Origin of the sequence: Alloyangia pacifica, from assembly GCF_900116195.1 — a bacterium.
Classification (GTDB): Bacteria; Pseudomonadota; Alphaproteobacteria; order Rhodobacterales; family Rhodobacteraceae; genus Salipiger; species Salipiger pacificus.
This window is the reverse complement of sequence record NZ_FOZW01000001.1, coordinates 429,410-451,588: the sequence shown is the minus strand read 5'-3', so window position 1 is coordinate 451,588 and position 22,179 is coordinate 429,410. Positions and strand designations below refer to the sequence as shown.

Here is a 22,179-nt window from a genome sequence, read left to right as displayed (position 1 = left end):
GCCCGCCATGGCGTCATTTTCCCAACTCTTCCTGACCTTCCTGCGCATCGGGCTACTGAGCTTCGGCGGTCCGGCGGCGCAGATCGCCCTGCTGCACCGCGAGATCGTCGAGGAGCGCGGCTGGCTGACCGAGCGGCAGTATTTGCAGGCGCTCTCGTTCTGCATGCTGCTGCCCGGCCCGGAGGCGATGCAACTGGCCACCTGGGTCGGCTGGCGACTGCGCGGCATGCCCGGCGGGTTGATCGCCGGCGGGCTCTTCGTCCTGCCGGGCGCGCTGGTCATCGCGGTGCTGGCGCTTGCCTATTCCAGCTACGGCGCACGCCCCGAGGTCGCGGGACTGATGCTCGGCGTCAAGGCAACTGTGATTGCGCTGGTGGCCCAGGCCCTGCTCAAGCTCGGCCGCAAGGTCCTGACCCGCCCCGGCGCGCTCATCATCGCGCTGACCGCCTTTGCGGCGCTCTATGTGCTGCACCTGCCGTTTCCGCTGGTGATCGCCTGCGCGGCCCTGCTTGGCTGGCTCAGCCGCCCCGCCACCCCGGCCCCAGAAGTCGCGCCGCTCCCCGCGCCAGCGACAGAACGCCTCTGGGTCTGGCCGCTCTGGGTGACCCTCTGGTTCGCCCCGATGGTGGTGGCCGGGCTGGCCGGGCATACACTTCTCTACGATATCGGCATGCTCTTCTCGAAGCTGGCGATCTTCTCTTTTGGCGGGGCCTACGCGGTGCTTGCCTGGCTCGCGCAGGAGGCGGTGAGCGCGCGCGGTTGGCTCGAGCCCGCGCAAATGGCCGACGCGCTGGGACTGGCCGAAACCACCCCCGGCCCGCTGATCCTGGTCACCCAGTTCGTCGGCATGATCACCGGCTTCGCCGCCGGCGGCTGGCCGATGGCAGTGGCCGCCGGGGCCATGGTCCTTTGGGTGACCTTCATCCCCTGCTTCCTGTGGATCTTTGCCTTTGCCCCGCACCTCGAGCGGCTGCTGGCCCGGCCGCGGCTGCAGGCGGCGCTCGAGGCGATCACCGCCGCGGTCCTTGGGGTGATCGCGAATCTTGCGCTGTGGTTCGCGCTGCACGTGCTCTTCGGCGAAACGTGGCAACCGGCGCTCGGCCCGCTGGCGCCGGAACTGCCCGTGCCGACCAGCCTGCGGCCCCTCGCGCTTGCACTGACGCTTCTCGCGGCGGTTCTGCTCGGCCCGTTGCGCCGATCGGTGCCGCTGACGCTTGCCCTGACGGCAGCCACATCATACGCAGTAAGCCTCTATTAATTAAAGACTTTCAAGGAAACCTGCGCACCGCGGGATTTTTCCCGCCATGTCCCCTTTTCCTCGCCGCCAAATCGAATATGGTGAAACTAAAGCGACGAGGAGCAGCCAATGTCCGGCGGCATCGACTATGGCAATCTCATGCATCGCGCCATGCGCGGGCTGATCAATGACGTTCTCATGGGGGTCCAGCAGACCGGCCTGCCGGGCGATCATCATTTCTTCATCACCTTCGACACGCAGCATCCCGACGTGGAATTGGCCGATTGGCTGTCGGACCGCTACCCGGGCGAGATGACCGTGGTCATGCAGCATTGGTACGAAGACCTCGAGGTGACCGAGGACGGGTTTGCCGTAACGCTGAACTTCGGCGATGCGCCCGAACGTCTCTACATCCCCTACGACGCGATCAAGACCTTCGTCGATCCTTCGGTGGAATTCGGCCTGCGCTTCGAGACCCACGAGGAAGAGGATGACGAGGACGACGACGAGCCCACGCCGCCCGAGGGTGGCCCGGACGAAGGTCCGCGCGAGCCCGTCAAACACGACGCCGAAGTCGTACGGCTCGATTCCTTCCGCAAGTGATGCGCCGGGGCACGCAGCCCCGCCTGACCAATTCCGACGCGCCGGTGCCCGCAGGCCCCGGCGCGTTTGCACATTCGGCCCCGCGCGACCGGAAACCCGCGATTTCGCGGCGCTAACACCCGCACCGCCCGCCGCTTGCCCGTTGCCCCCGGACCGCGACGGGGCTAAACGGCACACAATGGTATGCTTTGCAGGAGGCACAGATGGCCAACACCCGCACCGAGACCGACAGCTTCGGCCCGCTCGAGGTTCCCGCTGACAAGTACTGGGGCGCCCAGACCCAGCGCTCGATCATGAACTTCCCCATCGGCTGGGAGAAGCAGCCGGTTCCGATCATCCGCGCGCTCGGCGTGGTGAAAAAGGCCTGCGCCATGGCCAACAAGGAACTGGGCACGATGGAGGCCGAGGTCGCCGACGCGATCATCGCCGCCGCCGGCGAAGTCATCGAGGGCAAGTTCGACGACAACTTCCCGCTGGTGGTCTGGCAGACCGGCTCGGGCACCCAGTCGAACATGAACGCCAACGAGGTGATCTCGAACCGCGCCATCGAGATGCTGGGCGGCGAGATGGGCTCGAAGAAGCCCGTGCACCCGAACGACCACTGCAACATGGGCCAGTCGTCCAACGACACCTTCCCGACCGCCATGCACGTGGGCATCGCCATGCAGGCGCGCGACGTGCTGCTGCCGGGCCTGCGCAAGCTGCAGGCGGCGCTCGAGGCGAAGTCCGAAGAGTTCAAGGACATCATCAAGATCGGCCGCACCCACACGCAGGACGCCACCCCGCTGACGCTGGGCCAGGAATTCGGCGGCTACGCGCATCAGGTGAAAAAGGGCATCGAGCGGGTCGAAGCCTGCCTCGGTGACATCTACGAGCTGGCGCAGGGCGGCACCGCCGTCGGCACCGGTCTCAACACCCAGAAGGGCTGGGCCGAGATGGTCGCGAAGAACATGGCGGAAATCACCGACCTGCCCTTCGTCACCGCCCCCAACAAGTTCGAGGCGCTCGCCGCGCATGACGCGATGGTGATGTTCTCCGGCGCGCTGAAGACCGTGGCAGCCTCGCTGTTCAAGATCGCCAATGATATGCGCCTCTTGGGCTCCGGCCCGCGCTCGGGCCTCGGCGAGCTGATCCTGCCGGAGAACGAGCCCGGCTCGTCGATCATGCCCGGCAAGGTCAACCCGACCCAGGCCGAGGCGCTGACCATGGTTTGCGCCCACGTCATGGGCAATGACGCCGCCGTCGGCATGGCAGGCAGCCAGGGCCACTTCGAGCTCAACGTCTACAACCCGATGATGAGCTACAACGTGCTGCAATCGATGCAGCTGCTCGGCGACAGCGCCTCGGCCTTCACCGACAACATGGTGGTCGGCACCCAGGCGAACGTGGCGCGCATCGACAAGCTGATGAAGGAATCGCTGATGCTGGTGACGGCACTCGCGCCGACCATCGGCTACGACAACGCCACCAAGGTCGCCAAGACCGCGCACAAGAACGGCACCACGCTGAAGGAAGAGGCGATCGCGCTCGGCTTCGTCGACGCGGAGACCTTCGACCGCATCGTGCGCCCCGAGGACATGATCGGCCCGAAAGGCTGAGCCCTCTCGCATCGAGCAGGAAACGGGGCCCGCGCGGCCCCGTTTTTTTTTACTCCCCGCGACGGGAATTCCGAGGCCCCCCGTGTAACCGGGGTGAATGCCGTGCCAGGCCCGCGATAAATCCCCATCGCACCCGAAGTCCCCCAAGGTCCGGCCCGGCATCCACGCCAAAGCGCCGCGCCGCCGATCCGCCGTTCCGGCCCGCCAATTTCCACCGCCGACCCATTGCCGACGCCCCCCACCACGCTATTCTCCGCAAGCATGAGCAACGTCATAAACCTCAACCGCTTCCGCAAGGATCGTGCCCGTGCCGAGAAACGCGCGCAGGCCGACGAGAACGCCGCGCGTCATGGTCGCAGCAAGGCCGAAAGGCAGCGCGAGACGAACGCGGCAGCCAAGAGCGCCCGCGATCTCGAGGGGCACAAGCTGGACACGCCGACCGATCCGAAGCCCGGCGCATGACGGGCCGCCCGGTCAAGCACTCCCTGACCATCCGCGGCCACCGGACTTCGGTGTCGCTGGAGGCCCCCTTCTGGGAGGAGTTCCGCCGTATCGCCGATGCCGAGGGCAAGACGCTCAACGCGCTGGCCACCGAGATCGACGCCCGCCGCGGTGTCGAAGCAGGCCTCGCCTCGGCGATCCGCGTGCATGTGCTCGAACACCTGCGCGCCCGGCTCGACGCCCGCGATTGACCCCATCGACGCCACCTCCGCGCGCCGCGTCTTCTTCTCTTTCCAAATACGCCGGGGGTGAATTCGCCGCAGGCGAAGAGGGGGCAGCGCCCCCTATGCGCACGCCTGTCCCGTCAGCGCCCTTGCCGCGGCGCAACTTCCGCCCTATGACGCCCGCGTCTGCCCATGGAAGAGACGGAAGGTTAGCCGATGATCCCCCGCTACGCCCGCCCCGAGATGACCGCCATCTGGGAACCTGCCACCAAGTTCCGCATCTGGTACGAGATCGAGGCGCATGCCTGCGACGCCATGGCCGAACTGGGTGTGATCCCCAAGGAAAACGCCGAGGCCGTCTGGAAGGCCAAGGACGTGGAATTCGATGTTGCCCGCATCGACGAAATCGAGGCTGTCACCAAGCATGACGTCATCGCCTTCCTGACCCACCTCGCCGAACACGTGGGCTCCGACGAAGCCCGCTTCGTGCACCAGGGCATGACCTCCTCGGACGTGCTCGACACCTGCCTCAACGTGCAGCTGGTGCGCGCCGCCGACATCCTGCTCGAGGGCATGGACAAGGTGCTCGCCGCGCTGAAGAAGCGCGCCTTCGAGCACAAGATGACCGTCCGCGTCGGCCGCTCGCACGGCGTTCATGCCGAGCCCACCACCATGGGCCTGACCTTCGCGCGCTTCTACGCCGAGATGGATCGCAACAAGAACCGCCTCGAGAAGGCCAAGTGGGAGATTGCCACCGGCGCGATCTCGGGCGCCGTCGGCACCTTCGCCAACATCGACCCGGCGGTTGAAGAGCATGTCTGCGAGCAGCTGGGCCTGCGCCCCGAGCCGATCAGCACGCAGGTCATCCCGCGCGATCGCCACGCGATGTTCTTCGCCACGCTCGGCGTCATCGCCAGCTCGATCGAGAACGTCGCCATCGAGATCCGCCACATGCAGCGCACCGAGGTGCTGGAAGGCGCGGAATTCTTCTCGATGGGCCAGAAGGGTTCGTCGGCCATGCCGCACAAGAAGAACCCGGTGCTGACCGAAAACCTCACCGGCCTCGCCCGCCTCGTGCGGATGACGGTGATCCCGGCGATGGAAAACGTGGCGCTCTGGCACGAGCGCGACATCTCGCACAGCTCGGTCGAGCGTGGCATCGGGCCGGACGCGACCATCACCCTCGACTTCGCGCTCAACCGCCTCGCGGGCGTCGTCGACAAGATGATCATCTACCCGCAGAACATGCTCGACAACATGAACAAGTTCCCGGGCCTCGTGATGTCGCAGCGCGTTCTGCTGGCACTGACCCAGGCCGGCGTGAGCCGCGAGGACGCCTATGCCATGGTCCAGCGCAACGCGCTGAAGGTCTGGGAAGAGCGTCTCGACTTCCGCGAGCTGCTGTTGGCCGACGAAGAGGTGGTCAAGGCGCTCGGCGTCGAGCAGATCAACGAGAAGTTCGACATGGGCTACCACACCAAGCACGTGGACACGATCTTCCGCCGGGTCTTCGGCGAGAGCTGAACGCCCCTGCCCGAGAGGGCGTGATCCGAAGGACGCTTGCCGCGCCACGAAAGTGTGCGCGGCAACTTCTTTTTGCGGCCCTACCCCTTCTCCAGCTCCCGGCCCCGGCGTGTCCCTGCGTCTCAGGGCAGTCGGTAGATGCGGTAGAGAATTTCCAGATAGGTCGAGATTTCCTGATCGGGGAAATAGGTGCGCACCCGGTTCTGCGCCTTGGTGTCGTTGCCGAAGCTGGCGTAAAGCCCCTTCACGAAGTGATCGTAGAACCCGGGCGTGCGGTCAGTGACGACAAAGGCGTAGGGCTCGTAGCTCGTGCGCTTCGGGCGGGTCACGGGATTGCATGACGGGCTGAGCGCGGCATAGGCGTTCACGATATCGCTGTCGCCGAAATAGAGGTCTATCTCGCCGGCACAGAGCCTGCCGACCCCCTCCGCATGGTTCTTGAACTCGTAGGAGCAGATCCGTTGCCACCTTGGCTCATCCCCTGACCCCAGCACCTTTGCCGGGCTGCGCATCAGCTCGTTGATCTCGTCCTCCGCCGTGGTTCCGATCACGAAGCCGACCAGCAGCGTTGCGCTGCTTGCGTCGCCCTCTCCCATGCAGGTCCAAGCCGTCAGATCTGTATCTGACCGGTCGAGGCTCTCCTTGGTGATCCGCGGGCGTTGGCTGAAGGTGCCGTTGGCCAGGAAGACGATCGGCGAGAAGCGCCGGTCCGGCGGCTCCTTCAGCCGCAGGAAGCCGCTCAGCCGCCGCATCGAGATGGTGGTCGGATCGCAGAGCAGGTCGATCTCCGGCGTGGTGCCACCGGAGGCTTCGGGCTTGCCCTGCAGAAAGGCGGCCCGCTGCGTGGCGGTGATCGTCACGCCCTGCGGCAGGTAGTTGGCATTCAACACCGCCTCGTAGCACAGGTCTGCAAGGTACCCCCGGTAGGCACCCGAGTCCCTGTCCTGCCAGACGAAGGGCCGGGCCTCCTGCCGAAACCCTATGATGATCGTCCCCCGGCTCGGCGCATCCTGTGCCATTGCGGGGGCAGCCGATACGACGAGAAGCGCGATGAGCCAGCGCAGCATCACGCCGCCCCCTGCTCCGGCTCGGAGCCGCCATGCTGCCCGGCGCCTTCCTCTGCCAACATGTCCCCGCCCTGCGCATCGGGCTCATCGCTGTCCCGGTACACGAGGTTGTGGTAGTCGATCTGCAGCGAGGCCCAGACGATGACCGAGACCGCCAGCCCGATGAAGGTCGCGGTGACGGAGGCGTAGGCCGCAAAGACCCAGATGTCAGAGAAGAAGTCGCGGGTGATTTCCCAGGCACTCGCCGTCTCTGTGGTCTCGAGCGGGATCAGCAGCCGGGTCAGGAAGTCCGACATCTTCTGGCCTTCTGGCCGGACGTAGAGCGATCCGCTGAGCTTGCCGATGAAGGCCACCAGCGCCAGACTGATCAGCGTGTAGAGCACCGCCCGGAACATCCGGAACCGGATGACCCCGTTCGAGGGAACGCTCCCGTCAGCGCCGCGCCGACCGGATTCCCAGGCATCGACCAAGAGCAGGACCCCGACCGCCAGCGTCGGCCCGACCAGCGCCGGCGGCCCGTTGTAGAACAGCGAGTTCAGCACGACGTCCCCGGCTCGCGATGCGACCAGTTCGACCCCGTGCTTGGCCATGACGATGGCGAAGTCCTGCGCCAGCACGCAGAACAGCGCGATGAACGCCGTGGCGATCCAGACCTCGCCCAGCTGGAAGGTGCCCTTGACCCAGCTGGTCACGAAGACGTTCTGCCATTGCCCGCTGCGCATCGAGGATTGCCGCATCAGCAGCGCCGCCAGCAGAGGCAGCGCGTAGATGACGATGGCGTTCTGGGTATAGGCGGACACCGATCGCCAGATCGCGATCGTGTCCTGTTGCGCCTGCAGGTTCAGCAGCGCCGCAACCGCGCCGGAAAGGGCCGCCGCAAGTATGATCACCACAAGCGACCGCCCCCAAAGTGCGAAGGTCAGCTCGGACCAGTCGGCATAGGACTGGGCGCTGTCGAGGCGTTCGCGCAGCACCTCGATCTGCTTGCGCATGTGCGAGCGCCGGGTGTTGTTGTAGGTGTTGGGGTCGATATAGGCATCAGTGTCCAGCGCCCCGTGCTCGTCCAGTAGGAAGGCCAGCATCGAGATCATGCGCGCGGTCTTGGCCGCCGAGATCTCCGCCGCCTTCCAGGCCCCGGGGCTCAGGTCGACCACCGAGGCCCGACGCGCATCCCCCGCGCCTTCGAACAGCATCAGCCGGTCCATGCTCGCCAGGAAGCCGTCCACATCCGCCTGGACCGCAGTCTCGACATCCTTCGCCGCCCAGTTGTCCCGGCGGACCACATCGAGCCGGTCGTTCAGCAGCCAGCTGTTGAAGGTGATGATGATCCCCAGGTAGTTCTTCAGATCGTAGGTATCGATCGGGATCGACTGTTTCGCCATGAAGTCGAGGTAGTGGTTGTAGCGTTTCCAGTCGCGCGGGCCGATGAGGAACCGGTTGTCTTCGGCGGTATCAGTGCGTTCCGAGCCATGCGCCGCCTCGACGGCATCGTGAATGTCCATGCTCTGACGCGACAGCGCGTCGGCGCCGCGGATGAGCCGGGTAGGAATGCCCGACATCCAATGCGCCACCAGCCTCAGGCGGCTCTCCAGTTCGCGCAGCACCCGAACCTGCGGCGCCAGGCCGACCATCGCAAGGCTGATCGTCAAAGGGACACTTGGCGACTTGTCCTCCTCCACGACCGGCCGGGTCAGGAACTCGGGATCAAACCCGGCCTTCGGAATTTCTTCGGCACCGACCGTGCGGCTCGCCTCTTCCACCAGCGAGGCAAACTGCTCACCGAGGAAAGGCGCCAGCAACTGCGCATAGGAGCAGAGCACGAAATAGATCAGCAGGAGGATCGACAGGTAGAGAAAGAACGCCCGGTTCACCACCTGCCGCGCCCGCACGTCCGAGGGGTTGAGCAGGCTCACCAGGTCGCCAAGCCCGTCCCACGCCCCGTCCGAGGGGCGGTTGAAATTGGCCCAGGAGTGAAATGCGATGGTCAACGCGCCGAAGAAAAGGGCCGCGTTATAATTGGAGAGCGGGGAAATCCCTTCCATGGCAAAGCCAATCGACAGTCATGACACGGTTATGCACCGGAGGAAGCGGGTCCTCCGGGCATACGAAAAACGGGCAGAGATACGGTCAGTTGCAATTGTCGAACGTCGGGTTGCACGGACCTTGCTGCGCCTGCGAAACGGGCGCGCCAAAAACTGCCAGGGTGGATACCAGGAAAATTGCGATAAGAAACTTCATGGAGGTCACTCCTTGAAAGTCTTCAGAGTATCAATAACTGAATATTATACCATAGGTAGAGCCCCATCTCCACACTCTCGCTTCCGTCCAGACGACGCGCGATCTGTGCAACTGGTTGCATGCGAACAAATCCCTGTCCGCAAGATCTTGTGGCCGTGCGCCTGTCGCGTGGTGCCTGATTTTTGCCAGTTTCTTAAGGCGTTCAAGCTTGCCGTCATCGATTCGCCCGCCCTTCCTCGAGGCATGCACCATCGCGATCCGGGGTCAGCCTGGCCGCGCTCAGACGCCCTGCCGGCGGGCGCCACGCAGCCCCGACACCCCGCCGCGCACCGTTTGCTTTGGCCTCGCGGCAAAGCCGTGTTACGCTTGTTCCCATTCAACACGGAGGACGACGCATGACGATCAAGACCCTGTTGACCGCCGCGGCCCTCGTGGTCGCACCGCTCGTCGCCTGGGCGGACTGCAGCTACCACAACGAAGCCAAGATGACCTGCGCCGAGGGTTCGGAATATGATTCCGCATCGGGCACATGCAAGGTCGTGTCTGGCTGACCGCACACCGCACCGCGATCAGCGCAATAGAGGGGCAGCCGCCGCGGCTGCCCTTTCAGTTTTGCGGTCACGACAACAGACTTTCGCCCCGGAAATTCGCCCCGGAAAAGAGGGATCATTAACCTCGCTGCGCTAGCTCTCGCAGGTGCCAGAGCCCGGACCCGCCGACATGTCGCACCTGCCATCGTTTTCCGAACACGCGCCCACCGAGGGGCGTCCGCCGCTGTCCCGGCGCGCCAAGGCGGCGATCATCGTGCAGTTCCTGCTCAACGAGGGCGCCGACGTGCCGCTCTCCTCCCTGCCCGAGGACCTGCAGGCGGAGCTGACCCTGCAGCTGGGGCGGATGCGCTATATCGACCGGGCCACGCTCAACGCGGTGGTCGAGGAATTCTCGCAGGAACTTGATGGCGTCGGCCTCTCCTTTCCCGGCGATATGGCCGGTGCGCTCTCGGCGCTCGAGGGCAAGATCAGCGCCCGCACCGCCGCCCGCCTCCGCAAGGAGGCGGGGGTGCGCCAGAGCGGCGACCCCTGGGAACGCATCGGCGCCCTGCCCGAGGAGCGCATCGCCGCCATCGCCAGCGCCGAGGCGATTGAGGTAGCGGCGGTCATGCTGTCCAAGATCAACAGCGCCAAGGCTGCCTCCGTTCTGGCGCAGCTGCCTGGTGACCGGGCCCGGCGCATCACCTACGCGGTATCAATGACCTCCGGCATCTCGCCAGAAGCGGTGGACCGTATCGGCCTCAGCCTTGCCGCACAACTCGACGCCGAACCGCCCAGGGCCTTTGCCAAGCGCGCCGACGAACGGGTCGGCGCCATCCTCAACTACGCCGCCACGGCCAAGCGCGACGAGGTCCTCGAAGGACTCGAGGAAACCGACAGGGACTTTGCAGAGGCGGTGCGCCGGGCGATCTTCACCTTTGCCGACATTCCCGCGCGGCTGCGCAAGCAGGACGTGCCGAAGATCACCCGCGATGTCCCCCCCGAGCAGCTGACCGTCGCCATCGCCGCCGCCAGCTCCGAGGTCGATCTGCCCGCCGCCGAATACCTGCTGGAAAACATGTCGAAGCGTATGGCCGCGTCGCTGCGCGAGGATGCAGCGGGGATGAGCGTCAAGGGCAAGAAGGGAGAGGCGGCGATGAACGCCGTGGTCAGCGCCATCCGCGAGTTGGTCAGCGTGGGAGAGATCGAGTTGAAATCGGACGAGGACGACGACGAATAACAAAAGTGCCACCAAGGCTCGCCAGTCCCGAACTTGTGCCGCGCCGCGGCTCGGCTTACATCTGCCGGGCAGACCAGCGGAGCGGGATTTGACCCAGGGCAATACACAAACGGACGCCGACAGGACGGACATGGCACCGGCAGGCCAGGCAGCGGCACGCGACGTACCGGCTGGCACCACACCAGCAGGAAAGCGAACGCCTGCCGCCAAGCCGCCTGCCGAAACGGTGAAGGCCCGCGGCGGCTGGGCGGACTATCTGTCTGACAAGGCGCTGCGCGCGATGATCCGCCTGTCGCTGATGCTGCCTCCTGCGGCGCGCGGCCGGCTGATGGCGACTCTGATCTCGAAACTCGTCGCGCCGCTGGCCGGCTACGACGAGCGCGCGATGACCAACCTTGCCCACGTCTGGCCGGACATGCCCGAGTCAGACCGCCGCCGCATCGCCCGCGAGGTGGCACAAAATGCCGGGCGCACGATGATCGAAAATTACGACGTGCCCGGGCTGCTCGCCCGGATGAAGGACACGCCGGTCACCGGCGCGGGCGTCGCTGCGATCGAGGCAGCGCGCGCCGAGGGCCGTCCCATCCTCTTCGTCACCGGGCACTACGGCAACTTCGAGGCGCCGCGCGCCGCGCTGGTCGCGCGTGGCTGGCGCATCGGTGGGCTCTACCGGCCCATGGCCAACCCCTTCTTCAACGAACACTACGCCGCCAACATGCATGCGCTCAGCGACCCGGTCTTCGAACAGGGAAGGCGCGGCACCATGGGGCTGCTCAAGCATATCCGTAGCGGCGGCATGGGCGTGCTGCTCTTCGACGTCTACGACAGCGCCGGCGTGCCCATCGACTTTCTCGGCCAGCCCGCCCCGACGCTGACCTCCGCCGCCGAAATCGCTGTAAAGACCGGCGCGCTCTTCGTGCCCTTCTTCGGCATCCGCAAACCGGACGGGGTGAACTTCGAGGCGGTCTTCGAGGAACCGATCGCGCACGGCGATCCCGTCGAGATGATGCGCGAGGTCACCCGCAGGCTCGAGGCACGGGTCGAGGCCGACCCCGGTCAGTGGTTCTGGATCCACCGCCGCTGGAAACCCAAGCGCCAGCGCAGGCAGGCGGAAAAGCGCGCTCGACAGCGGAGCGGCGGCTGAGCCCAGGGAGAGGGTCCTTGATCAGCGGACAGGCCAGGTCCTAGGCTGCGGTACTGCCATTGTTCAGAAAATTTCGAGGACCCCTCACATGACATTGATCAGGACAGCCGCCGTGCTTACCGCGATTGCGCTCGTCGCCGCCTGCGACGATACCGCCGGCTCTTCGTCGAGCGCGCCGATGGCCGCCGCTCCGGGCGGGCCGCCCTTCATCGAGACCATGGCCCCCGAGGTGAGCAACGCTGCGGTGTCGTCATGCCAGTCCGCGCTGGAAGCGCAGACCGAGGGCGGCGTCACGGTCGTGGGCAGCGAAACCTCCGAGGCCGCCACCGCGATCTATATGCGGGTCGGCGCAAACGGCGCTCCCTGGCGCTGCCTCGTCGCGCCGGACGGCAGCGGACCGGAGCTGATGTTCATGGGAGATGAAGGCGCCGCCTGACGGTCTCGCCCGGAACAACAGTGCCTCTGCTGGCGCGGCTCAGTCGCGCCAGCGCGCAGCGGCGAGCACCGGGCCGAAGGGCGGCTCCTGCAGCAGCACCACCGCGGGGTCGTCGCCCTCGAGCGGAACCGAGGTCTCAAAGGCACCCTGCCCGTCCCAGCTGCCGATCACCTGCCAGCCATGCGCGATGTTGGTATAGGTCATTTCAAGGCCGGCGTTCTCGCCATCCTCGATATCCACGATCTTCTCGGGGGCGTAGCGCACCAGGTGCACGACGGTCTCGGGCGGCATCTTGGACAGCGGCTCGGCGCGGATCACCAGGTCGCCGCCATCGCGCGCCAGCAGCAGCTTCACCGGAGACGCATGCTCGGCAGCGGCGCGGATCGCATCCACCACCTTCATCGGGCGTGAGCCGACCACGTCATAGCGGCCCGCCACGATCATCTGCGGCGTGTAGAGCGACCGGCGTCCCGCGGCGCGGGCATAGCCCTTCTGGCGCTTGGTGAAGGCGGGATCGGCAAATTCGTCCTTCCAGCCGATGTAGTCCCAATAGTCCACGTGCAGCGCCAGGGGGATGACGTCATCGCGCGCACTCAGCTCCGAGAGCACCGCATCGGCGGGCGGACAGGCAGCGCAGCCCTGCGAGGTGAAGAGCTCGACGAGTATCGGATTGTCCTGCTGTGCATGTGCCATGCTGCCCGCAAGCACCATGACGATGGGCGCCATCCAAGTCGTGAGTCGGAACATCTGGCCAGTTTTCCCCGTAGCTCTGCCTTATCGGGGTACAAAACCCTCTCTGAAATAACCAATCAAGGTTTTGCGAGAGCGGGTGAGACAAGTTTTTCAACAACTGTATACCATTGAATACAAAAACTGGATCACGAGACTTGATCCAACCCCCTCCCTGCGCCATCTACCCTGTAGCGACCCAGTTTTTCTCCACCCAAGAAGAGGGAGCCACACATGCCCATCACTGTTGGTCAAGACACGTCCAAGACGCGCAAGACGCTCGAGGTGAATGGCAAGTCCATCGCCTATTACTCGATCCCCGCCGCCGAAGCCGCGGGCCTCGGGGAGTTCGAGAAGCTCCCCGCCGCGCTCAAGGTCGTTCTGGAGAACATGCTCCGCTTCGAAGACGGCAAGACCGTCTCGGTGGACGACATCAAGGCGTTCTCGGAATGGGGCAAGCAGGGCGGCAAGAACCCCCGCGAGATCGCGTACCGTCCCGCCCGGGTGCTGATGCAGGACTTCACCGGCGTTCCGGCCGTGGTCGACCTCGCCGCCATGCGCGACGGGATCAAGGCGCTCGGCGGCGACGCTCAGAAGATCAACCCGCTGAACCCCGTGGATCTGGTCATCGACCACTCGGTGATGATCGACGAGTTCGGCAACCCGCGCGCCTTCCAGATGAACGTGGACCGCGAGTACGAGCGCAACATCGAGCGCTACGAGTTCCTGAAATGGGGCCAATCGGCCTTCAACAACTTCCGCGTCGTGCCGCCGGGCACCGGCATCTGCCACCAGGTGAACCTCGAATACCTCGCCCAGACCGTCTGGACCGATGAGGATCAGGACGGTGTCGAGGTCGCTTACCCCGACACGCTGGTCGGCACCGACAGCCACACCACCATGGTCAACGGCGCAGCCGTTCTGGGCTGGGGCGTCGGCGGCATCGAGGCCGAAGCCGCGATGCTCGGCCAGCCGATCTCGATGCTGATCCCCGAAGTCGTCGGCTTCAAGCTGACTGGCGAGATGGTCGAGGGCACCACCGGCACCGACCTCGTGCTGAAGGTGGTCGAGATGCTGCGCGCCAAGGGCGTGGTCGGCAAGTTCGTGGAGTTCTACGGCGACGGGCTCGACAACCTGCCGCTGGCGCAGCGCGCCACCATCGCCAACATGGCCCCCGAATACGGCGCCACCTGCGGCTTCTTCCCGATCGACGCAGAGACCCTGCGCTACCTCGAGCAGACCGGCCGTGACAAGGACCGCATCGCGCTGGTCGAGGCCTACGCCAAGGAGAACGGCTTCTGGCGTGGCGCCGGGTATGATCCCGTCTACACCGACACGCTCGAGCTCGACATGGGCACCATCGTGCCCGCCATCTCCGGACCCAAGCGCCCGCAGGACTACATCGCACTCGACGCCGCCGCCCCCGCCTTCGCCAAGTTCGTCGAGGGCCAGCGGAACGGCAACACCACCGAGCGCGCCGAGGCCCGCTGGGAGGCCGAGGGCGGTGCCCCCGAGCCGACCGACATCCCCGGCGATGTCGGCCACCACGCCAAGGGCTGGTACAAGACCGACGACGGCGCCTACCAGTTGCACGACGGCTCGATCGTGATCGCCTCGATCACCTCCTGCACCAACACCTCGAACCCCTACGTGATGATCGGTGCCGGTCTCGTCGCCCGCAAGGCACGCGAACTGGGGCTGAACCGCAAACCCTGGGTGAAGACCTCGCTGGCGCCGGGCTCGCAGGTCGTGTCGGAATACCTCGAGGCCGCGGGGCTGCAGGAAGACCTGGACGCCGTGGGCTTCAACCTCGTCGGCTACGGCTGCACCACCTGCATCGGCAACTCCGGTCCGCTCGATGCGCCGATCTCCAAGGCGATCAACGACTATGACCTGATCGCCACCTCGGTGCTCTCGGGCAACCGCAACTTCGAGGGCCGCATCTCGCCTGATGTGCGCGCCAACTACCTCGCCTCGCCGCCGCTGGTGGTCGCCTATGCGCTGGTCGGCGACATGAACGTCAATATCGCTACGGATGTCATCGGTCAGGACAAGGACGGCAAAGACGTCTACCTCAAGGACATCTGGCCGTCGAACGCCGAGATCGCCGAGCTGGTCGAGAAGACCGTGACCCGCAAGGCCTTCCAGGAGAAATACGCCGACGTCTTCAAGGGCGACGAGAAGTGGCAGGGCGTGGAAGTCAAAGGCGGCGAAACCTACAGCTGGCCGCCGACCTCGACCTACGTGCAAAACCCGCCCTACTTCCAGGGCATGTCCAAGGATCCGGGCGTGATCACCAACATCGACGGCGCCCGCGTGCTTGCGGTGCTCGGCGACATGATCACCACCGACCACATCTCGCCCGCCGGCTCCTTCAAGGAGACGACACCGGCCGGCCAGTACCTCGTCGAGCATCAGGTGCCCGTGCGCGAGTTCAACTCCTACGGCAGCCGCCGCGGCAACCACGAGGTCATGATGCGCGGCACCTTCGCCAACATCCGCATCAAGAACGAGATGCTCGACGGTGTCGAAGGCGGCTACACCAAGGGCCCCGACGGCGCGCAGACCTCGATCTACGAGGCCGCCATGGCCTATCAGGATCAGGGCACGCCGCTGGTGATCTTCGGCGGCGAACTCTACGGCGCCGGTTCCTCGCGGGACTGGGCGGCCAAGGGCACGGCGCTGCTGGGCGTCAAGGCGGTGATCGCCGAGAGTTTCGAGCGCATCCACCGCTCCAACCTCGTCGGCATGGGGGTCATTCCCTTCGAATTCACCGGCGGCGACACCCGCAAGACGCTGGGGCTGACCGGCGAGGAAACGGTGAGCATCGAAGGTCTCGACAGCGTCACCCCGCTGGCCGAGGTGCCCTGCACCATCACCTTCAAGGACGGCTCGACCAAGACCATCCAGCTCAAGTGCCGCATCGATACGGCGATCGAGAAGGAATACGTCGAGCACGGCGGCGTGCTGCACTACGTGCTGCGCAATCTCGCCGCGTCCTGAGCCCGCCGCATCGGCCCTTACCGGCCGGCCCGCATGGCGACACCTGACGCAAATCAACCGCCCGGGGCCCACGCCCCGGGCGGTTTCACGTTGTCCTCAAGTGCCCATGGCGCAACGTCACAGGAAAACCCGTGACCTCAAGGACACATATTGCCGGATTTCCGCGCAGATGAGCGGTCTTTGAGCAAAACTCTGCACTTGCGTCGCTTTCGAGACACCGCCCTGCCCGGTTCCTGCTGTAATCTGTTCGCAAGCTTCCATCTAAGGGAGCAGATCGGCACTGGCAGATCATCACAGGGGCAAAGACCCCGGCGAGGCAGCAGATGAAACGCACGACCCTTATCCAGCTGGGGGCGCTTGTCGCCCTTGTCGTCTTCGGCGCGTATCACGGCGCGAGGGCGCAGCAACCGATCCCGACACCCGCACCGGCCTGTACCGAGGCAGAGGGCGGCTGCGCGCTCTGATCCCTTTCGGGCGTTGGGACGAGACGTCACGGACACGAGGGGGCTCTGCCCCCGTCGCGCGATGCGCGACTCCCCCGGCGTATTTTGAAAGAGAAGAAGTGGCGGGTCAGCCGCGTGCCGGACGCGCGGTCGGCACCGGGAAGATCAGGTCGTAGGCCCAGTTAAAAACGAAGGCGTAGACCAGGTAGAAGCCCGCAAAGCCCATGTCCATCACCAGCGCATGGCCAAGGCTCACGCCCAGTTCCCAGGCGATATAGGGTGCCAGCGCCAGCAACAGGCCGAGCTCGAACAGCACCGCATGGACCACCCGCAGCCGCACGCTCTTGCGCGTGTGGCCGTAGCGGCGCGACATCCACAGATCGAAGAGCAGGTTGTAGAGGTAGTTCCACCCCGTCGCCACCGTGGCGCAGACCAGCGCGACAAGGCCGATCTCGTGCATTCCACGATCGAAGGCCCAGGCGCCGAGCGGGGTGATGAGGGCGAGGCCGAGCAGCTCGAAGCTGAGGGCGTGACGGATACGATCGGACCGGGTGCGCATGACACTCTCCATGGCATCGGGCCGTCCCGTCTGCTGTCCCGACATGGGGGAGGTCGTCCTCTCGGTGCGGAGACCTAGCCGCTACCGCGCGGCAAATCAAGCACGCCGGAGACGGCGGTGGGCAAGGCCGCTTTGCGCCGGAAGCAAGTCACCCTGCCCCCGGCCCCGGACAACATGGGTCAGCCGGCCTTGCGCAGCTCGGGGGCGACCCGGGTACCCAGCACCTCGATCGCTTTCAGCATCTCGGCGTGCTCGATCACCCCGATGCCCATCTGGATGGTCACCCGGTCGAAGCCGAGATCCTCTCGCAGCCCGAGGATCTTGTCGACCAGCTGCGCCGGGCTGCCCACGAACATCGCACCCTCGGGGCCCATGCTCTCGTCGTATTGCGCGCGGCTCTGCGGCGGCCAGCCCCGCTCGCGGCCCAGCTGGTCCATCACCTGCTTCTGCGCCGGGAAGAACAGGTCCGCGGCCGTCTTGCCATCCTCGCCGACAAAGCCATGCACGTTCAGAGAAACCCGCGCCTGCTCGGCGTGTCCGGTCTGCGCCGCGGCCTTGCGGTAGAGATCTGCCAGCGGCGCAAAGCGGCGCGGCTGGCCGCCGATGATCGCCAGCGCCAGCGGTGCCCCCAGAGCGCCGGCGCGCACCATGCTCTGCGGCGTGCCGCCCGCGGCGATCCAGACCGGCAGCTTGTCCTGCACGGCGCGTGGGTAGACGCCGAGCCCCTCGACCTTGGGCGTATGCGTCGTGCCTGGCCATGCCAGCCGCTCCTGCTCGTTGATCGCGAGCAGCATCTGCAGCTTCTCCTCGAAGAGCTCGTTGTAATCGTCGAGCGCGTAGCCGAAGAGCGGGAAGCTCTCGATGAAACTGCCGCGGCCCACCATGATCTCTGCGCGCCCGCCGGTCAGGTTGTCGAGCGTCGCGAACTGCTGGTAGACGCGGATCGGATCGTCGGAGCTGAGCACCGAAACCGCCGAACTGAGCTTGATGGTCCTTGTGGTGCGCGATGCCCCCGCCAGCACCGTCGCGGGCGACGAGATGGCATAGTTCGGACGGTGATGCTCGCCGAGGCCGAAGACATCGAGCCCGACCTGATCGGCCAGCTCGATCTCTTCCATCAGGTCCTGCAGCCGCTTGGCCGCGTCCACCTTCTCGCCGGTGACGGGATTGGTGCCCACGTCACCGAATGTGTAAAGTCCGAGTTCCATTGCAATCTCCTTGCCTTGGACCGGAACCTAGGACGCGCGGGCGCGCCGCAACAGTCCCCTGCTCCGCACAAGCGGTGTGCAGGGGCTGCGGATCAGCCCGCCCGAGGCAGGTGCAACTCGGCGCGCTGTCCCTGCCCGTCACTTGGCGGCAGCCGCAATTCGCCGCCGAGCCGTTCCATTGCTGCGCTGGCAATGGCAAGGCCAAGCCCGCTGCCATCCCCGCCCTGCGTGCCGCGCACGAAGCGCTCGCAGGCGCGGGCACGGAGCGCTTCGGGAATGCCCGGGCCGCTGTCTTCGACCGCCAGCACCTTGCCGTCGCAACTGATCCGCACCTTGGCGCCCACGGGAGAGGCCTGCACGGCGTTCTCCACGAGGTTTCGCAGGGCCGCATGAAGCAGGAAGCCGCTGGCGGCCAGCGGCTGCGCGCTGCCCTCCGGAACATCGGAGACCAGCATGACATCCCGCGCCTCGGCCAGGGGTGCGAGGTCGGCGCAGATCTCGGCGCTGAGCTGCCCGAGGTCCAGCTGATCCTGCGCCGCGCCCTCGCGCTCGACTGCCGAGAGTTCCAGCAATTGCCGCACCAGCCGGTCGGTGCGGTCAACCGAGCGCTCGATGTTCTGCAGCGCGCGGGTCCGCGTCGCCGCGTCGGGGGCAATCCGGGCGATCTGCGCCTGGGTGCGCAGCCCGGCCAGTGGCGTCTTCAGTTCGTGCGCGGCAAAGGCAGTGAAATCGCGCTCGGCCTCGCGCGCCCTCGACAGCCGTGCGAAAAGCCCGTCGAGCGCACTGCGCATCGGGCGCATTTCGGCGGGGACCGGACCGACCGGCAAGGGTGCGAGGTCCGACGGGCTCCGCAGCCGCAGCGCCTCGGCCAGCCGGTGCATCGGCGCCAGCCCCTTGCCGAGGCTGATCCAGATTGCCGCCGCCAGCAGCGGCAGGATCAGCGCCATGGGCAGCAGCAACCCCTCGATCACCCCCGAGACCAGGCGCTCGCGCACCCCGATGCTATCGCCCACCATGACGCGGACCCCGAGCGCGGCGTTTTCGACCGTGTAAACCCGCCAGGTCTCGCCACCCACCGTGCTCTCGGAATACCCGGTACCATGCGCGCCGGTGAGCTGCCCCGCCGGCGCCCCCTCGGACTGGCCCACCAGCGTGCCCCGCAACGACCAGATCTGGCATGACAGCTGGTGCGCGTAATCGCCGTGCGGATCGAGCGGGATGGCTACCGGCGATCCATCTCCGGCCATGGCGATGCGCCGGTCCGACAGCAGCGAGGAGACCATGCGCGCCGCCTCGGCGAGGCGCGCGTCGAGCACCTTCGTTACCTGCGCGCGCGTCGAATGTTCGATCCACATCACCGCCGAGAACCAGATCGCCCCGGTGGCCAGCGCGAGGATGAGAAAGAGGCGCAGGCGCAGAGACACGGGGCTCAACCCTCCGCCGCAACGCGGTAGCCAAGACCCCGCACCGTCTCGATGAACTCTCGGCCCAGCTTGGCGCGAAGGTGGTGAACGTGCACCTCGACGGTGTTGCTCTCGATCTCCTCCTGCCAGCCGTAGAGCCGCTCCTCGAGCGCGGGTTTCGACAGGATCTGGCCGGGGCGCTCCATCAGCGCATGCAGCACGGCGAACTCGCGGCGGGAGAAGGCCAGCGGTGCGCCGTTGTACTCGCCGCGCAACCGTGAGGGGTCAAGCTCCAGCCCGTTCCAGCGCAGCACCGAAGCGGCACGGCCTTCGGCGCGGCGCAGGATGGCACGCAGCCGCGCCGCAAGCTCGTGCAGGTCGAAAGGCTTGCCGAGATGGTCGTCGGCCCCCGCGTCCAGCCCCTCGATCCGGTCGCGCACCTGATCGCGCGCGGTGAGCAGCAGCACCGGCAAGTCCGAGCCGCCGCGGCGAATCTCGGCGAGAAGCTCCAGCCCCGAGCCGTCGGACAGCATCACGTCAAGCACCACGCCGGCGAAGCGCGTGGCCGCCAGCGCCGCCCGCGCGTCCTCCAGCGTGGCGACGGAATCGGCGGTGAATCCCGACAGGCCGAGGCCCACGGAGAGTCCCTCGGAAAGCACAGGGTCATCCTCGACGATCAAGATGCGCATGAATCCTCCTTGCGCGGGCGGGCTCGCTGGTCAACCTTAAGGCCTACTTAAGCACCAATTCCTAGTTGCCTCCGATGTGTCCCAGAAATTATCCCGCGCCCCGATCAGCGCGCATTGGCGCCTTTTCTGTTGCCCGCCCGCCACAGGCCGGCACCGAGCAGCGGACAACCGCCGAATTCACGCTACTTCCGCCTCATCGACGTGACGCATCCCCCTGCGTTGCGCCACATGCCCTCCGGCGCGCAGCGAGCCTGCGCCCCCAAATTCAAGAGCAACGGAACCGCCAGATGACAGAATTCTTCGCCCGCCTCAGCGCACCGCGTCTTGCAGGACGCCTGCCCCTCGCCGCCCTCTCGCTGACCTTCGCCGGGCTGCTTTCGGCCTGCGCCACCACCGCCGTGCCGACGAACACCCCGGGCGCGATCACCGACGAAACGCGGATGATGTACGCTGAGGTGCAGGATGGCGACATCACGATCCCGGCGATCGAGGACAAGTACCTGACCGAGGAGAAGAAGCGCCAGGTCGTCGACTACTGGTCCGACCAGAAGCCCGGCACGATCATCGTCGATCCCGGCGCGCGCTGGCTCTACCAGGTGCAGGAAGGCAACAAGGCCATGCGTTACTCGGTCGCCGTCGGTGCCGAGGGTCTGGCGTTCTCCGGCAATGCCAATATCGCGCTGAAGCGCGAGTGGCCGCATTGGACCCCCACCGCGAACATGATCCGCCGTGACCCCGAGACCTACGGGCCGGTCGCCAGCGGCCTGCCGGGCGGGCTCGAGAATCCGCTGGGCGCACGCGCGCTCTATCTCTACAAGGGCGGCCGCGACACGCTCTACCGCATCCACGGCACCCCGTCGCCCTGGACCGTCGGCCATGCGACCTCCTCGGGCTGCATCCGCATGTTCAACCAGGACTCGCTCTACCTCTATGACACCACGCCCAAGGGCACCAAGGTCATCGTCCTGCCCGCCTCGCGCAGCGGCGAAGGCACCATGGCGCCCGGTGAAACGCTGCCGCTGACCAGCGCCGCGGAGACCGCAGAGACCGCGGAGACCGGCGGAAACGCCTGATCTGCCGCGAGATCGCAATCGCGTGAGGCGACGTAGCGTGAGGGGAAAGCTTAAGGTCCGGTTAAGCCCGGAGCGGTCTCAGGGGGCAAGGACGGGGCATACCCCCGCCGGAACAGGAGACCTGATGAGCATTTCCCTCACCCGCCGCGCCGCCCTTGGCGGCGCGTTCGCCGCCACCTCGTTGCTGGCCACCCCCGCCGTGCTGCACGCCCAGTCGGTGCCGCGCCGCAATGCCTCGAGCTGGGTGCGTCAGGACTGGCGCGACCATTTCGACACCCTCGGCAAGGCGACTGTCGTCGCCGACACCGCCTCGCGCACCCTGCACTACTGGAATTCCGATGGCAGCGACTACCGCGCCTACCCCACCTCGGTGCCGCTCACCGAGGAGCTGACCAAGCGCGGCTACACCTCGATCGTTCGCAAGAAGGTCGGTCCGTCCTGGACGCCGACCGCCTCGCAGATGGAGCGCTACCCGGACTGGAAGCCTATCGGCCCCGGCCCCGAGAACCCGCTCGGCACCCACGCCATGTACCTCAGCTGGCCTGCCTACATCATCCACGGCACCCACGACACGCGGAAGATCGGCCGCCCCTCGTCCGACGGCTGCATCGGGCTCTACAACGAAAAGATCGCCGAGCTGTTCCAGCTCTGCCCGGTCGGCACGCAGGTGCGCATCATCTGAGCCTGCGCGCCTGCCGGTCTCATGCCCCGCCCCGCCGGCTGGCCTCCTGCGCCTCCGGCGGGGATATTTTTGACAAGTGGAAGCGCGCGACGAACGGGCGCTTCCGCT

General features: G+C 66.3%; 21 protein-coding genes. 14 read left to right on the top strand and 7 right to left on the bottom strand.

Annotated elements, in window-relative coordinates:
- Positions 1-7: 7 nt before the first annotated feature.
- The 6 genes from chrA to purB all read left to right on the top strand — a co-directional run bounded on the left by chrA (position 8) and on the right by purB (position 5,627).
- Positions 8-1,258: a chromate efflux transporter gene (chrA, locus tag BM397_RS02180; RefSeq protein WP_092422362.1), complete on the top strand. Its 1,251-nt coding sequence runs from the start codon at positions 8-10 to the stop codon at positions 1,256-1,258.
- Positions 1,259-1,366: 108 nt separating this feature from the next.
- Positions 1,367-1,840, top strand: a complete 474-nt coding sequence (locus BM397_RS02175; protein WP_092421030.1) for an SspB family protein — start codon at positions 1,367-1,369, stop codon at positions 1,838-1,840.
- 203 nt (positions 1,841-2,043) lie between these two features.
- Positions 2,044-3,438, top strand: coding sequence for a class II fumarate hydratase (gene fumC, locus BM397_RS02170; protein ID WP_092421027.1), 1,395 nt, complete (start codon positions 2,044-2,046; stop codon positions 3,436-3,438).
- A gap of 261 nt (positions 3,439-3,699) precedes the next feature.
- A complete protein-coding gene (locus BM397_RS02165) occupies positions 3,700-3,900 on the top strand; it encodes a DUF4169 family protein (RefSeq protein WP_092421024.1) in 201 nt (66 codons plus the stop codon).
- A complete protein-coding gene (locus tag BM397_RS02160; protein ID WP_092421021.1) occupies positions 3,897-4,130 on the top strand; it encodes a ribbon-helix-helix domain-containing protein in 234 nt (77 codons plus the stop codon). Before BM397_RS02165 ends, BM397_RS02160 begins: the two co-directional genes overlap by 4 nt.
- A gap of 189 nt (positions 4,131-4,319) precedes the next feature.
- A complete protein-coding gene (gene purB / locus BM397_RS02155) occupies positions 4,320-5,627 on the top strand; it encodes an adenylosuccinate lyase (protein ID WP_092421018.1) in 1,308 nt (435 codons plus the stop codon).
- Between the two features lie 122 nt (positions 5,628-5,749).
- Here purB and BM397_RS02150 read toward each other — a convergent pair whose 3' ends face one another.
- Positions 5,750-6,694, bottom strand: a complete 945-nt coding sequence (locus BM397_RS02150; RefSeq protein WP_092421015.1) for a type 2 periplasmic-binding domain-containing protein — start codon at positions 6,692-6,694, stop codon at positions 5,750-5,752.
- A complete protein-coding gene (locus tag BM397_RS02145) occupies positions 6,694-8,736 on the bottom strand; it encodes a hypothetical protein (protein ID WP_092421012.1) in 2,043 nt (680 codons plus the stop codon). The genes BM397_RS02150 and BM397_RS02145 overlap by 1 nt, the downstream gene beginning before the upstream one ends.
- Before the next feature lie 591 nt (positions 8,737-9,327).
- Here BM397_RS02145 and BM397_RS02140 point away from each other — a divergent pair.
- From BM397_RS02140 to BM397_RS02125, 4 genes are all read left to right on the top strand, one after another.
- The gene (locus BM397_RS02140; RefSeq protein WP_092421009.1) at positions 9,328-9,483 is read left to right on the top strand and encodes an adenylosuccinate lyase; all 156 of its coding nucleotides are present in this window, start codon (positions 9,328-9,330) and stop codon (positions 9,481-9,483) included.
- A 169-nt stretch (positions 9,484-9,652) separates the two neighbouring features.
- Positions 9,653-10,702, top strand: a complete 1,050-nt coding sequence (locus BM397_RS02135) for a flagellar motor switch protein FliG (protein ID WP_092421006.1) — start codon at positions 9,653-9,655, stop codon at positions 10,700-10,702.
- Between the two features lie 130 nt (positions 10,703-10,832).
- The gene (locus tag BM397_RS02130) at positions 10,833-11,846 is read left to right on the top strand and encodes a lysophospholipid acyltransferase family protein (protein WP_092421002.1); all 1,014 of its coding nucleotides are present in this window, start codon (positions 10,833-10,835) and stop codon (positions 11,844-11,846) included.
- Positions 11,847-11,934: 88 nt separating this feature from the next.
- Entirely contained in the window at positions 11,935-12,282 is a 348-nt protein-coding gene (locus BM397_RS02125) for a hypothetical protein (RefSeq protein ID WP_092420998.1), read from the top strand.
- 39 nt (positions 12,283-12,321) lie between these two features.
- On the opposite strand, the gene BM397_RS02120 is transcribed toward BM397_RS02125, so the two are convergent.
- Entirely contained in the window at positions 12,322-13,029 is a 708-nt protein-coding gene (locus tag BM397_RS02120; RefSeq protein ID WP_092420995.1) for a DUF1223 domain-containing protein, read from the bottom strand.
- A 216-nt stretch (positions 13,030-13,245) separates the two neighbouring features.
- Here BM397_RS02120 and acnA point away from each other — a divergent pair, with 216 nt between their 5' ends.
- Both acnA and BM397_RS29200 read left to right on the top strand, forming a co-directional pair.
- Complete coding sequence (gene acnA, locus BM397_RS02115) at positions 13,246-16,014, top strand: aconitate hydratase AcnA (protein ID WP_092420992.1); 2,769 nt, start codon at positions 13,246-13,248, stop codon at positions 16,012-16,014.
- A gap of 323 nt (positions 16,015-16,337) precedes the next feature.
- Entirely contained in the window at positions 16,338-16,478 is a 141-nt protein-coding gene (locus BM397_RS29200) for a hypothetical protein (protein ID WP_176806511.1), read from the top strand.
- A gap of 106 nt (positions 16,479-16,584) precedes the next feature.
- Here the strand turns inward: BM397_RS29200 and BM397_RS02110 are convergent, their stop codons facing one another.
- The 4 genes from BM397_RS02110 to BM397_RS02095 all read right to left on the bottom strand — a co-directional run bounded on the left by BM397_RS02110 (position 16,585) and on the right by BM397_RS02095 (position 20,316).
- On the bottom strand, positions 16,585-17,016 hold the full coding sequence (locus BM397_RS02110; protein ID WP_092420989.1) for a PACE efflux transporter: 432 nt from the start codon (positions 17,014-17,016) through the stop codon (positions 16,585-16,587).
- A gap of 179 nt (positions 17,017-17,195) precedes the next feature.
- A complete protein-coding gene (locus BM397_RS02105; protein WP_092420985.1) occupies positions 17,196-18,224 on the bottom strand; it encodes an Atu2307/SP_0267 family LLM class monooxygenase in 1,029 nt (342 codons plus the stop codon).
- Positions 18,225-18,316: 92 nt separating this feature from the next.
- A complete protein-coding gene (locus tag BM397_RS02100; protein WP_245695982.1) occupies positions 18,317-19,648 on the bottom strand; it encodes an ATP-binding protein in 1,332 nt (443 codons plus the stop codon).
- A 5-nt stretch (positions 19,649-19,653) separates the two neighbouring features.
- A complete protein-coding gene (locus BM397_RS02095; protein WP_092420981.1) occupies positions 19,654-20,316 on the bottom strand; it encodes a response regulator in 663 nt (220 codons plus the stop codon).
- A 287-nt stretch (positions 20,317-20,603) separates the two neighbouring features.
- Between BM397_RS02095 and BM397_RS02090 the strand changes: the two genes are divergently transcribed.
- Positions 20,604-21,389 (top strand): L,D-transpeptidase, encoded by a 786-nt coding sequence (locus BM397_RS02090; RefSeq protein WP_092420977.1) that lies wholly within the window; start codon positions 20,604-20,606, stop codon positions 21,387-21,389.
- A gap of 124 nt (positions 21,390-21,513) precedes the next feature.
- Complete coding sequence (locus BM397_RS02085) at positions 21,514-22,071, top strand: L,D-transpeptidase (protein WP_092420974.1); 558 nt, start codon at positions 21,514-21,516, stop codon at positions 22,069-22,071.
- Positions 22,072-22,179: the final 108 nt, after the last annotated feature.